This window comes from Streptomyces sp. NPDC002911, assembly GCF_053591835.1.
The window spans coordinates 1-12,624 of the sequence record NZ_JBSFUO010000028.1; the positions used below are offsets into that span (position 1 = coordinate 1).

The 12,624-nt window shown below is 69.9% G+C and carries 11 protein-coding genes and 2 pseudogenes; 7 read left to right on the forward strand and 6 right to left on the reverse strand.

The window, feature by feature from the left end:
- The 4 genes and pseudogenes from ACWD04_RS28075 to ACWD04_RS28090 all read right to left on the reverse strand — a co-directional run.
- Window positions 1–258: pseudogene (locus tag ACWD04_RS28075) on the reverse strand (IS982 family transposase); the annotation flags it as partial.
- A gap of 295 nt (window positions 259–553) precedes the next feature.
- Complete coding sequence (locus ACWD04_RS28080; protein WP_451136532.1) at window positions 554–1,039, reverse strand: hypothetical protein; 486 nt, start codon at window positions 1,037–1,039, stop codon at window positions 554–556.
- The gene (locus ACWD04_RS28085; RefSeq protein ID WP_451136533.1) at window positions 1,003–1,233 is read right to left on the reverse strand and encodes a hypothetical protein; all 231 of its coding nucleotides are present in this window, start codon (window positions 1,231–1,233) and stop codon (window positions 1,003–1,005) included. The genes ACWD04_RS28080 and ACWD04_RS28085 overlap by 37 nt, the downstream gene beginning before the upstream one ends.
- A 150-nt stretch (window positions 1,234–1,383) precedes the next feature.
- Complete coding sequence (locus tag ACWD04_RS28090; protein ID WP_451136534.1) at window positions 1,384–1,806, reverse strand: secondary thiamine-phosphate synthase enzyme YjbQ; 423 nt, start codon at window positions 1,804–1,806, stop codon at window positions 1,384–1,386.
- A 75-nt stretch (window positions 1,807–1,881) separates the two neighbouring features.
- Between ACWD04_RS28090 and ACWD04_RS28095 the strand changes: the two genes are divergently transcribed.
- Window positions 1,882–2,958 carry an FAD-dependent oxidoreductase gene (locus tag ACWD04_RS28095; protein WP_451136535.1) on the forward strand — a complete coding sequence of 359 codons (1,077 nt, stop codon included), beginning with the start codon at window positions 1,882–1,884 and terminating at the stop codon, window positions 2,956–2,958.
- A 533-nt stretch (window positions 2,959–3,491) separates the two neighbouring features.
- On the opposite strand, the gene ACWD04_RS28100 is transcribed toward ACWD04_RS28095, so the two are convergent.
- On the reverse strand, window positions 3,492–5,297 hold the full coding sequence (locus ACWD04_RS28100) for an ABC transporter ATP-binding protein (protein WP_451136536.1): 1,806 nt from the start codon (window positions 5,295–5,297) through the stop codon (window positions 3,492–3,494).
- A 153-nt stretch (window positions 5,298–5,450) separates the two neighbouring features.
- Between ACWD04_RS28100 and ACWD04_RS28105 the strand changes: the two genes are divergently transcribed.
- The 5 genes and pseudogenes from ACWD04_RS28105 to ACWD04_RS28125 all read left to right on the forward strand — a co-directional run bounded on the left by ACWD04_RS28105 (window position 5,451) and on the right by ACWD04_RS28125 (window position 10,694).
- Window positions 5,451–5,897 carry a MarR family winged helix-turn-helix transcriptional regulator gene (locus ACWD04_RS28105; protein WP_451136537.1) on the forward strand — a complete coding sequence of 149 codons (447 nt, stop codon included), beginning with the start codon at window positions 5,451–5,453 and terminating at the stop codon, window positions 5,895–5,897.
- A 48-nt stretch (window positions 5,898–5,945) separates the two neighbouring features.
- Window positions 5,946–6,529 (forward strand): annotated as a pseudogene (locus tag ACWD04_RS28110) (FAD-binding oxidoreductase); the annotation flags it as partial.
- Window positions 6,530–6,910: 381 nt separating this feature from the next.
- Complete coding sequence (locus ACWD04_RS28115) at window positions 6,911–8,740, forward strand: ABC transporter transmembrane domain-containing protein (protein ID WP_451136538.1); 1,830 nt, start codon at window positions 6,911–6,913, stop codon at window positions 8,738–8,740.
- The gene (locus tag ACWD04_RS28120; protein WP_451136539.1) at window positions 8,737–10,518 is read left to right on the forward strand and encodes an ABC transporter ATP-binding protein; all 1,782 of its coding nucleotides are present in this window, start codon (window positions 8,737–8,739) and stop codon (window positions 10,516–10,518) included. Before ACWD04_RS28115 ends, ACWD04_RS28120 begins: the two co-directional genes overlap by 4 nt.
- Window positions 10,497–10,694, forward strand: coding sequence for a hypothetical protein (locus tag ACWD04_RS28125; RefSeq protein WP_451136540.1), 198 nt, complete (start codon window positions 10,497–10,499; stop codon window positions 10,692–10,694). The genes ACWD04_RS28120 and ACWD04_RS28125 overlap by 22 nt, the downstream gene beginning before the upstream one ends.
- On the opposite strand, the gene ACWD04_RS28130 is transcribed toward ACWD04_RS28125, so the two are convergent.
- The gene (locus ACWD04_RS28130; RefSeq protein WP_451136541.1) at window positions 10,676–10,864 is read right to left on the reverse strand and encodes a substrate-binding domain-containing protein; all 189 of its coding nucleotides are present in this window, start codon (window positions 10,862–10,864) and stop codon (window positions 10,676–10,678) included. The genes ACWD04_RS28125 and ACWD04_RS28130 overlap by 19 nt on opposite strands.
- A gap of 372 nt (window positions 10,865–11,236) precedes the next feature.
- Between ACWD04_RS28130 and ACWD04_RS28135 the strand changes: the two genes are divergently transcribed.
- Window positions 11,237–12,592 (forward strand): NAD(P)/FAD-dependent oxidoreductase, encoded by a 1,356-nt coding sequence (locus tag ACWD04_RS28135; RefSeq protein ID WP_451136542.1) that lies wholly within the window; start codon window positions 11,237–11,239, stop codon window positions 12,590–12,592.
- Window positions 12,593–12,624 lie beyond the last annotated feature (32 nt).

Sequence of the window (12,624 nt, forward strand, 5' to 3'; positions counted from 1 at the left end):
CAGCGGCAACGCTGCCCGCAGCCGCTTGTTCCAGCCCGGCTGCCTGGGCACGTACGGGAACATCGACCCCAGCCGGGAGTCCACGAACCGCAGCCAGCACGACTCCGAGGTGAAGCCCATCAGAGCCTGCGCAACAGCCAGGGTGACCAGCTCGGAATCCGTCAGCTGCGGCGGTCGACCAAGCCATCGAGTACCTCCGATCTCGTCGTCGATCTTCACCTGCAGTGCGGTCAGCAGGGCGTCCAGGTTGTTCGTCACACAACGATCTTGGACGCCCTGCCTGCGCTCCCAGACACACCGTCAGCATTCGGAATAACTCGTCCAGGAGATGGGCTTGGATCAGTGGCGCAGGACGCTTCGTCAGAAGATACTCACGATTCGAGTTACGGGCCCAAGGCACCGTTCGGTTGAGTATCACCTGCTTCAACGCCTCGTGGGTCGCCCGGTCCCACAGCCCCCTCACTGAGCCTTACGGGATTCCCGTCCTTGCCGAGCACCGGCCTGTGCTGGTGCATCAGGTAGCCGAGCGTGGCCTCGGAGAGGAGGATGTTCCTCAGGCTCTGTGGGGCCCGCGGGCGCCCTCCGGACGGCTTTCCGTACATCGTGGCCAGGTGGTCCGCAGGCGATGCCTCGCCCGCACGGTTGAGGCGGGCCGTTTCACTGCTGGTGGTGACGTTCTCGGGGTCGGCCAGGATGCGACGGGCGACATCTCGGAGCACCTCGGAGGGATGCGGGTGCAGTTCGACGTGGTCAACCCTGCCCCCCCATGACCTTGCGCACGTACTGGAAGCCGTACGACGGCTTGCCCTTCGGCCGGCCGGCGGCCCGGATCTTTATCGTGGCGTCGCGGGTTCCGGCGCTGGATCGCGCGGAGTTCCATCTGCGCGCCCCAGGCTTCCATGGTGAAGCGGTTCTCGTCTGCCGGGTCGTCCAGTTCCCAAGGACCGTCGTGTCCGTACGTGACGAGCATCTTCTTCTCGTCCCGCATCTTGTATCCGGTGTTCAGACAGTCGACGACGTTGCGTCCCAGCCGGTCCACGGCGGCCGCGACCAGACCGTCATAAGGGCCCTTCCCGTCACGGAGCCAGGGGCCCGCTTCGGGCGGGACACGGGGTCGGTGGCGCCCGAGACCTCCCAGTCGTCGGCCCAGCCGATGATGTGCGCGCCCACGGACGCGGCAGCTGTGAGCACGTTCTCCCGCTGACGCTCAGGGGACGACGTCGCCAGCTTCACGCGCGACAGTCGCCGCACTCCGAGCAGGCATGTACCGCATCCGTCGTAGGGACGTTCGATCGCATGTGGGGTCGTACCGTGCAAGATTCTCTCCGTTCGCGCACGCATGGTGAGGAGAATCGGCGGCACGACCCCTGGGAGCGATCTTGGTCAGCCCAGGAAGCTCAGACGAACCTGACGGTTGTCCTTAGCGATGTTCGTGTCGACCAGACAGACGGACTGCCACGTCCCCAGCGCCAGCCGCCCCCCGATCACCGGCAAGGTGGCGTGCGGTGGTACGAGGGCCGGAAGTACGTGATCGCGGCCATGGCCGGGACTCCCGTGACGGTGGCACCAGCGGTCGTCGGCGGGAAGCAGGGTCTGCAGAGCGGCGAGCAGGTCGTCGTCGCTGCCGGCGCCGGTCTCCAGGATCGCGATGCCGGCGGTGGCGTGGGGCACGAAGACGTTGAGCAGGCCGTCCCTGCCGTGAGCGGTGCGGGCCAGGAACTGCGTGCAGTCGTCCGTCAGGTCCACGACCGTTTCGGTCCGTCCCGTGGTGACGCTCAGCAGGTGTGTGGCGAAGGTGTCGGACATGGCCCCATTCTCTCGTCGCCGGGAATGTTTGCGCCCACCGGGAAGATCCGGGGCACAACCAGGGTTGGTAGAATCGTGAACAACATCGGGGCGTGTGAGCTGGACGTGGTCGTCATCGGCGCCGGGCAGGCAGGGCTGTCCGCCGCGTACCACCTGCGCCGCGCAGGCCTCGGCCCCGAACGGGACTTCGTCGTGCTGGATCATGCGCCCCGTCCCGGCGGCGCATGGCAGTTCCGCTGGCCCTCGCTCACGTACGGCAAGGTGCACGGCATGCACTCCCTCCCTGGCATGGAGCTGACGGGCGCCGACGACAGCAGGCCCTCCTCCGAAGTGATCGGCGCGTACTTCGACGCGTACGAGCTCCGCTTCGGTCTGCGGGTGCACCGGCCGGTCGAGGTGAGCGCCGTGCGCGAGGGCGCAGGCGGCCGCCTGCTCGTCGAGACCTCCGAGGGTACGTACGCCACGCGCGCGCTGATCAACGCCACCGGCACCTGGGACCGCCCGTTCTGGCCGCGCTATCCGGGCCAGGAGACCTTCCGGGGCCGGCAGTTGCACACCGCGAACTATCCGGGGCCGGACGAGTTCGTCGGCCTGCGGGTGATCGTGGTCGGCGGCGGAGCGTCGGGCACCCAGCATCTGATGGAGATCGCCGCGGTCGCGGCGGAGACGCACTGGGTGACGCGGCGCCCCCCGGTGTTCCGGGAAGGGTCGTTCGGCGAGGCCGAGGGGCGGGCCGCGGTGGCCATGGTGGAGGAGCGCGTGCGCAGCGGTTTCCCGCCGCAGAGCGTGGTGAGCGTGACCGGGCTGCCGCTCAACGACGCCGTCCGCCGCGCACGCGAGCAGGGGATCCTCGACCGGCTTCCCATGTTCGAACGAATCACGCCGGACGGGGTGGCCTGGTCCGACGGCCGCGCGGTCGAGGCCGATGTGGTCCTCTGGGCGACCGGCTTCCGGGCCGCCGTCGGTCATCTGGCACCGCTGAAACTCCGCGAGGCGGGCGGCGGCATCCGCGTCGAGGACACCCGGGCGGTGCGGGACGCGCGCGTCCACCTCGTCGGCTACGGCCCGTCCGCGAGCACCATCGGCGCCAACCGGGCAGGCAGGGCGGCCGTCCGTTCGGTCACCCGGCTGCTGGACAGCGTGACCGCCTGACCGGACACGGGTGACGTCCTCAGTGGGAGAGCACACGAACGCGGGATCGGGCATTCGCTCGAACGCTTGGGCGTTCCGGTTTTGATTGCTCAACCACCGTGCAGCGTCTGATGCTTACCAAGCACATGAGTCACCGAATGGACTTCCTGACCAGGGGAGCGGCGGCGCTGCCGTGTGCCCACCCTCTCAGACCCAGGGATCCCTGACGGCGGGTCCGGTGAACGGGGGCGAAACCGCGAAGCCTGAGTCCACGGTGACCGCCTCGGTGAGTGCTTCGAACGTACGGCGCGCGGGGTGAGCGAGTGGTCGGGGGACTGCGCGTCCCACAGGCATGGTCCGCCACGTGGAAGGGGAGTCCGCCCTGCACGTCGGGTGCGTAGGGGCGCGGGCGGAAGAACGCGCCGGGACCGGCTTCGGTCATCACGACGGCTTCCCGCATCCCCGCCGTCCCGCGCTCCGGCGCCTGAAGCTGCCGATGAGCACCTGCCCACCGGACAGCTGAGGCAGTGGCACGTGGAGTATCTGCAGGTGCATCAGGTGGCAGCCGGAGCCGGCTGGCTGTCGCGGCGGATCAGAGCGGCATAGCGCCCGTCCTGCGCGAGCAGCTCCTCGTGCGTGCCCCGCTCGGCCGTACGACCGTCGTCCAGGACCACGATCTGGTCCGCGTCCCGGACGGTGGAGAGCCGGTGCGCGATGGTGAGCGTGGTGCGGCCCTTCGACAAGGCGTCGATGGCCTGCTGCACTGCATGTTCCGTACGGGTGTCGAGGGCGCTGGTCGCCTCGTCGAGGATCAGTACGGGCGGGTCCCGGAGGATCGTGCGGGCGATCGCCAGCCGCTGCTTCTCGCCGCCCGAGAACCGGTACCCACGTTCGCCGACGAGGGTGTCGTAGCCGTCGGGCAGCCCCGCGATGTGGTCGTGGATCTGCGCGGCGCGGGCCGCGGCCTCGATCTGCTCGTCGGTCGCGTCCGGTTTGGCGAAGCGGAGGTTCTCGGCGACCGAGGCGTGGAAGAGGTAGGTCTCCTGGGAGACCACGCCGACGGCCCTGGCGAGGGTATCGAAGTCCAGGTCTCGCACATCGACGCCGTCGATCGTGACCCGGCCCGCCGTGACGTCGTACAGCCGCGGCACCAGGTAACTGAGCGTGGACTTGCCGGATCCGGTGGGGCCGACGACGGCGAGACTGTTCCCTGCGGGCACGGTCACGTCGATGCCGCTCAGGGTCGGGCCGCTCTTCGCGTCGTAGCTGAAGGTCACGTCCTCGAAGGCGATCTCGCCGCGGATCTTATGCAGCCGGACGGGCTTCTCGGGCTCGGCGATGTCCACGTCGAGATCGAGGTACTCGAAGATGCGCGCGAACAAGGCGAGGGACGTCTGCATCTGTACACCGGTGGAGAGCAGGCTCACGGCCGGCCGGAACAGGCCCTGCTGGAGCGAGACGAAGGCGACCAGTGTGCCGATGGAGACAGTCGTGACACCCGACTGGAGGGTGAGGCCCGCAGCCCAGTAGATGACCGCGGGCATGGCGGCCATCACGATCCCGATGGTCGACATCCTCCAGCGGCCCGCCATGTTGGAGCGTACTTCGAGGTCGACCAGACGCTCCGATTCCTCGGAGAAGGCCTTGGTGAGGGAGTCCGATCGGCCCATGGTCCGGCCGAGCAGGATGCCGCTGACCGAGAGTGATTCCGTGACCGTGGCCGCCATCGTCGCCATCTGCTTCTGGCGTTGGGTGGTGATCTTCTTGCGCTCCCTGCCGACCCGCCGGCTGATCCAGACGAAGACGGGGAGCAGGAGCAGCGAGACGAGGGTGAGCCGCCAGTCCAGCGCGAGCATGGCCACCACGGTGGCGATGACGGAGGTGAGGTTGGAGACCAGGGAGGTGGCGGTTGAGGTGACCGTCGCCTGCATGCCGCCGATGTCGTTGGCGATGCGGGACTGGACCTCGCCCGTGCGGGTCCGGGTGAAGAAGGCGAGCGGCATCCGCTGCAGCTGGGTGTAGACGGCGGTGCGCAGGTCGTGCATGACGCGCTGGCCGACCGTCGTGGAGATCAGGGTCTGCAGGACGCCGAAGACGCTGTTCATCACTGCCGTGAGGATCATGCCGAGCGCGAGCAGGGTGAGCAGACCCGTGCGCCCCTGGGGGATCGCGGTGTCCAGGATCTCGCGCAGCAGGAACGGGGAGGCGACCGACACCAGCGAGGAGGCACCGACCAGCAGCCCGACCACGGCGAGTCGGCCACGGTAGGGACGGAAGAGCCGGAAGATGCGGCGCAGCTCGGCGGGCGGCTGCCCGCCGTCTGCTGCTGGAGGTGTCCAGGTGGGATCGTCGGGTTTCATGGGCTCCTTCGAAGACGTGCGACGGGTGGGGTTCCCAGGCTTCCGACAGCCGACGCGGGGGCCCGGGGAGAGCTGGCAGGAGAGCAACCGTTGGAGAGCCTAGCTCATTGTTACCTCTATTCACAATGAACAGAGTCCTGATATTGTTCCCTCATGGACTCCCCCGATTCCGACGGCGTGCTCGCCGAGCAATTGCTGCGGCTCACACGCCGCCTCCAACGCATCCAGAGCCGGCAGCTGGAGCCGATCGGCATCACACCGGCCCAGTTCCGCCTGCTGCGCACGACCGCGCACTACGACGGCCCGCCCCGGATGGCCGATCTCGCCGAGCGTCTGGAGGTCGTCCCGCGGGCGGTGACCACCCTGGTCGACGGTCTGGAGGCGAGCGGCCGGGTGCGTCGCGCCCCGGATCCGACCAACCGCCGGGTTGTCCGTATCGAGATCACCGAGGAGGGTCGAGGGGTACTCCGTTCGATGCGCGCCGCGCGGAAGGCCGCCGCGGAGGAGATCCTGGCTCCATTGACCGCCGATCAGCGGGAAGTGCTCGGCGGACTGCTCACCGCTCTGGTCGACGGGATGCCGGAGCGCCGCCGCTGCTGAGGCATGCGGTGCGGCCACCGCATCGCGCGCCGTCGAGGGGATCCTGACATGCCGCTGCTGGAGACGGAGCCGGAAGCCCTGCACCCTCGGAAGGCACGCCCACCGTCGCCAGACCGGGTGCCGGGCTGGAAGGCGTCCGGGACCCCTTCGGAGCTGCGGGACGACCTGACCACTCTGCTCGGTCCGGAGAAGATGCTGTGGAAAGTCTCCGACCTCGTGACGTACGCCCTCCGAGGCCGGCCCTACCGCTTCCTGCCGCAGGCCATGCTGGCCCCCGAGGACCTCGAAGACGTCTCGGCGCTTGTCTCCTACGCGCACGGCAACGGCCGCGGCGTCGTCTTCCGAGCCGCCGGCACCAGCCTCAACGGCCAGGCGCAGGGTGAGGACATCCTGTTCGACGTGCGCCGCCACTGGCGAGGGATCGAAGCGCTGGACGGCGGGTCCGGGCCCGGGTCCGGCCCGGGACCGCCGTCATGCGGGCCGATGCCGCTCTCGCCCGGCACGGCCGGATCCTGGTCCCCGATCCCTCCAGTGCCATCGCCTGCACCATCGGCGGTGTCGTGGCGAACAACGCTTCGGAGATGACCGCGGGGACCACGAGGAATTCGTACCGTACGGTCTCCTCGCTGACCGCAAAGCGCGCTGTCTGCCTGCGAGCAGGCAGCGGCCTCGGTCCCCACGGATCTCGATCTGGTGGCTCCGGCCGTCTCGGTCATCAATGAGTTCACCCGGGACGCCGCCACGGTCTCCGGGTAGGGGAAGGCGCGCAAAAGTGTTCGTCACCGCGGTCGGCGGCTCCGCCCCTCGGGCACGACGCTGATCACCGAGGACTTCGCCGTGCCGCCGTCCCGGCTCTCCGAGTTGGGCGGAACGTACCCCGACGAGGCCCGCTCCCTCGCTACGAAATAATCGGTTGCCCCGGACGGGGTCAGGAAGCGAACCTTGCACGGTTTGGTCCCCCACTGTTCCACTAGGTCCGTCACGGATCTCCGCTTCCGATCCCTTGGGACGTCATGCAGATTCGCGATCTTCCGTACTCGGATCCCGGCGAGCCCGATGTACGGTCAGGCCCCCGTTTTCTGTTCTGGCTCGGGCGGAGTCAGCTCACCGGACAGCTCAAATCTCTCTCTTGGGGGCTGCTCCACCACTGCGCGATCGCGGGCCTCCCGCTCGCCGTCGGCCTGGCGGTACAGGCCGTCATCGACCGCTCCGGCCGGGGCCTCGCGATGGCCGGCGTCCTCCTCGTCGCCCTCGGCGTCCTCATCGCCGTGGGCGACACCATGCTCCACCGGACAGCGGTCACCAATTGGATCACCGCCGCGGCGCGGGTGCAGCAGCTGCTGTCGCGCAGGACGGCCGAGCTGGGCTCGGCGCTGACCCGGAGGGTGGCGGCCGGTGAAGTGGTCGCCGTATCGACCGGCGACGTGGAGAAGATCGGATGGTTCGTCGAGGCACTGTCGCGCTTCCTGGCCGCCGCCACCGCGCTCGTACTGATCTGTGTCGGGCTGGTCCTCTACCTGCCCTCGCTCGGTGTGCTGGTCGCGATCGCCACCCCGGTCCTGGCGCTGGCCGTACTGCCCCTTCTCCCCCGGGCCACCCGCCGGGCGGATCTGCAGCGCGAGAAGGCGGGCCGGGCCACGGAGCTGGCCTCCGACACGGTCGCCGGGCTGCGGGTACTGCGCGGCATCGGCGGCGAGGAGCTGTTCCTGGAGCGCTACCGGCTGGCGTCCCAGGAGGTCCGCAAGGCCGCCGTGCGCAGTGCGCGGATGTGGGCGCTCATCTCGGCGATCCAGGTTTTCCTGCCGGGAGTCCTGCTGATCTCGCTGGTCTGGTACGGCGCGACGCTGGCCCGGGACGGCCGGATCGACGTCGGCCAGCTGGTCACCGTGTACAGCGCGGCCACCCTGATGCTCTTCCCCCTGCGCAACGTGGAGGAGATCGCCATGGCGTACTCCTTCTCGCGGCCGTCGGCGCAGCGCGCGGTCCGGGTACTGTCCCTGCGTCGCAGTACCCGTCCCGCGCCGTCGGACGCCGCGTCGCCTCGGGGCGATCTGTACGACCCGGTGACCGGACTGATGGCGCCACAGGGCCTGTTCACCGCCGTGGTCTGCGGTGATCCTGACGAGGCGGGGCGGCTGGCGGAACGCCTCGGCGGCCATGCCGAGCCGGACGACACGTCCGGACCGGTCCCCTCCGTTCTGCTCGGCGGTGTGCCGCTGGACGAGCTGCCGCTCGAATCGGCCCGGGCTGCGGTGCTCGTGCAGGACAAGGACCCGGTACTGCTCTCCGGGACCCTGCGGGAGCTGCTGGACGTTCCGTCCTCGGGTTCCGTGACGGCCGAGGACGCACTCGCCGCCGCCCGGTGCGACGACGTGCTGGACGCACTGGCCCAGGCATCGGTCGACGCCGACGGCAACGCGTTGAACACCCGGATCACCGAGCGCGGCAGATCGCTGTCCGGCGGTCAGCGGCAGCGGCTGGCACTGGCCCGCTCGCTGGTCACCGACCCGGAGGCACTCGTGCTCGACGAGCCGACGTCCGCCGTCGACTCGCACACGGAGGCCAGGGTCGCCGCCGGCATCGAGCAGCTGCGCCGGGGCCGTACAACGGTGGCCTTCGCCTCGTCCCCGCTGCTGCTCGATGTCGCCGACCGCGTCGTGCTCCTTCACGGGGGCACGGTCGTGGCGGCGGGCACGCACCGCGAACTGCTGCGGGAAGAACCGCGGTACCGCGCGGTCGTGACCCGTGAGACCGACGGCGAGGCCGCGGCACGGGATGGGATCAACGCGATCGACGGCCTCCGGCCGGCCCGAGCGGTCGAGGAAATCGAGGAGAGCGCATGATCGGCCTGGCACCACCGGAGTACGACCCGGCCGCACCGCAGTCGGCGACGACCCTGCCGGTCGGTACACCGACGACGGTTCGGGCGTACGTGAGCGCCCTGCTGCGGCGCCACCGCAAGCCCTTCGCGGTACTGGTCGCGGTCAACGCGTCGGCGGTGATCGCGTCGATCACCGGCCCGTATCTGTTGGGCGGACTGGTCGAGGATCTCTCGAACGGGGTCACCGACCTCCATCTGGAGCGCACCGCCGCGGTGTTCGCGGTGGCGCTGGTCGTGCAGACCGTGTTCACGCGGACGATGCGGCTGCGCGGGGCCGTGCTCGGTGAGGAGATGCTCGCCGATCTGCGCGAGGACTTCCTCGTACGGTCGGTCAAGCTGCCGCCCGGCGTCCTGGAGCGGGCCGGGACCGGGGATCTGCTGTCCAGGATCACGACGGACATCGACCGGCTCGCCAACGCGATGCGTGAGGCCGTGCCTCAGCTGGCGATCGGCGTGGTCTGGGTCGGGCTGCTGCTCGGCGCGCTGACCGTGACCGCCCCGCCACTCGCACTCGCCGTGCTGATCGCGCTTCCGGTGCTGATCGGCGGATGCCGCTGGTACTTCCGGCGTGCGCCCTCCGCGTACCGCTCGGAGGCGGCCGGTTACGCGTCGGTCGCCGCCGTGCTCGCCGAGACCGTGGACGCCGGACGGACCGTGGAATCCCACCGGCTGGGGGCCCGCAGGGTCGCGCTGTCGGACCGGCGGGTCAAGGAGTGGACGGCCTGGGAGCGGTACACCCTGTTCCTGCGTTCGGTGCTCTTCCCGGTCATCAATACCACGTACGTGACGATTCTCGGCGCGGTGCTGCTGCTCGGCGGCTGGTTCGTGCTGGAGGACTGGATCACCGTCGGACAGCTGACGACGGGCGCACTCCTCGCCCAGATGATGGTGGACCCGATCAGCCTGATCCTGCGCTGGTACGACGAGTTGCAGGTCGCACAGGTGTCGTTGGCCAGGCTCGTCGGCGTACGGGAGATCGAGCCCGACGCGGGTGACGACCTCGTCGGTCCCGACGGCCGGGAGGTGAGGGCCGCGGAGGTGCACTTCGGCTACCGTGCGGGCGTCGACGTCCTGCACAAGGTGTCCCTCGACGTCGCCCCCGGTACGCGGCTGGCGCTGGTCGGGCCGTCCGGTGCCGGCAAGTCCACGCTCGGAAGGCTGCTGGCGGGGATCTACGCTCCCCGGGCGGGTTCGGTCTCACTGGGCGGCGCGGAGCTGTCCCGGATGACGGCGGAACGAGTACGGACCCATGTCGCTCTCGTCAACCAGGAGCACCACGTCTTCGTGGGTTCGCTCCGGGACAACCTCCTGCTCGCCCGTACGGACGCCGAGGACGCGGAACTGTGGGCCTCGCTCGCCGCGGTGGACGCGGACGGCTGGGCGAAGGCCCTCGACGAAGGGCTGGACGCGGAGGTCGGCTCGGGGGGCCTGGCACTGACCCCGTCACAGGCGCAGCAGATCGCGCTGGCCCGGCTCGTCCTGGCGGACCCGCACACGCTGGTGCTGGACGAGGCGACGTCGCTGCTCGACCCGCGGGCGGCCCGTCATCTGGAGCGTTCGCTGGCCCGGGTGCTGGACGGCCGTACGGTGATCGCGATCGCGCACCGGCTGCACACCGCGCACGACGCGGATGTGATCGCGGTGGTCGAGGACGGCCGGATCAGCGAGCTGGGCAGCCACGACGAGCTGGTGGCCGCGGACGGCGCGTACGCGGCACTGTGGCGCTCCTGGCACGGCTGAGCGGTCAGCCGGGCGCGGGGCCGGTGCTGCTGCGGGATGACCAGATCGATGGGGACGACCGAGGGATGCTGCTGAGGGTCGCGCACGCCGTCGAGCTGTGGGAGCAGCAGTCGTACGCAGCGGCGGCCGATCTCGGCGTAGTCGGTGCGGACGGTGGTCAGCGGGGCAGCAGGTAGGCGGCCTCCGGGATGTCGTCGTATCCGACGACACCGACGTCCTGCGGAACGTGGCGGCCGGCCTCGTGGAAGGCCCGGAGGTCGCCCGGTGCCATCCGGTCGTTGACGGCGAACACCGCCGAGAGACCTTCGGCCGGCCGGGCGGCTGCCCAGTGCGTATCCGGATGCAACGCTCCGGTCCCCGTACAGCGGGCTCAGCCACCTCGGCGCCCGCCGCGCGGAGAGCGGCGTGCCGGCCGTGCGCGCGCTGGTCGGCGACGGTCCGGCCCAGGGGGCCCGCGATGTGCTGGACCGTCGGGTGGCCGAGTCCGAGAAGATGCTCGGTCAAGTCCGAGTACCGAGCGGATGTTTCCGGTAACACAACGGGCGTCAACGCTCATGACGATCGCCCCCGGAACCCTCCGCCGCCCGGCCTCCCACGGTGACGACGTCCGCCGCACGGGAGGCGAAGTCCACCCTCCGAGGTGAGGATGAGAAGTGACTGGTCCCGAATACGGGGCAGGCGAGCGATGACCGCGTAAGCCCGAGAAGGGACGCACACCGTGGCACGACCCAGGATTCTCGTTGTCGGCGCCGGCTTTGCCGGGGTCGAGTGCGTGCGCCGGCTGGAGCGCAGCCTCGCGCCCGGCGAGGCGGACATCGCGCTCGTCACCCCGTTCTCGTACCAGCTCTATCTGCCGTTGCTCCCGCAGGTCGCGTCCGGGGTGCTCACTCCCCAGTCGGTCGCCGTCTCCCTGCGCCGGAGCCGGCGTCACCGCACCCGGATCGTTCCTGGCGGGGCCGTCGGAGTGGATACGAAGGCGAAGGTCTGCGTGGTCCGCAAGATCACTGACGAGATCGTGAACGAGCCGTACGACTACATCGTGATGGCCGCCGGCAGTGTCACCAGGACCTTCGACATCCCTGGACTGGTCGACAACGCCCGGGGCATGAAGACCCTGGCCGAGGCCGCCTACATCCGGGACCACGTCATCTCCCAGCTTGATCTGGCCGACGCCAGTCACGACGAGGAGGAGCGGGCGTCCCGGCTGCAGTTCGTGGTGGTGGGCGGCGGGTACGCAGGTACGGAGACGGCCGCCTGTCTGCAGCTGCTCACCAGCAACGCCGTCAAGCACTACCCCCGGCTGGATCCCAAGCTGATCAAGTGGCATCTGATCGACATCGCGCCCAAGCTCATGCCGGAGCTCGGCGACAAGCTCGGTCTCAGCGCCCTCGAGATCCTGCGCAAGCGCGGCATCGAGGTCTCGCTCGGTGTCTCCGTGGCCGAGGCCGGGCCGGACAAGGTGACGTTCACGGACGGCCGGGTACTGCCCTGCCGCACCCTGATCTGGACCGCCGGGGTCGCGGCGAGTCCGCTCGTCGCCACCCTCGGCTCCGAGACGGTACGCGGCCGGCTCGCCGTGACACCGGAGATGAAGCTGCCCGGCGCCGACGGTGTGTTCGCGCTCGGCGACGCGGCGGCGGTGCCGGACCTGGCCAAGGGCGACGGAGCGATCTGCCCGCCCACCGCCCAGCACGCCATGCGTCAGGGCCGCAGGCTCGCGGACAACATCATCGCGTCCCTGCGCGGCCGTCCGCTGCAGCCGTACGTCCACAAGGACCTCGGCCTGGTCGTGGACCTCGGGGGCCGGGACGCGGTGTCCAAGCCGCTGGGTATCGAGCTGAGGGGTATGCCGGCCCAGGCCGCGGCGCGCGGGTACCACTGGGCGGCGTTGCGGACGAACGTCGCCAAGACCCGGGTCATGACCAACTGGCTGCTCAACGCGATCGCCGGCGACGACTTCGTGCGCACGGGCTTCCAGGCGCGCAAGGCAGCCACCCTGCGCGACTTCGAGTACACCGACGCCTACCTCACGCCGGACGAGATCCGCGCACACACCGCCGGGACGAAAGCCTGAGGCTGACCCGGCCCCCGACCACCCTGCAAACG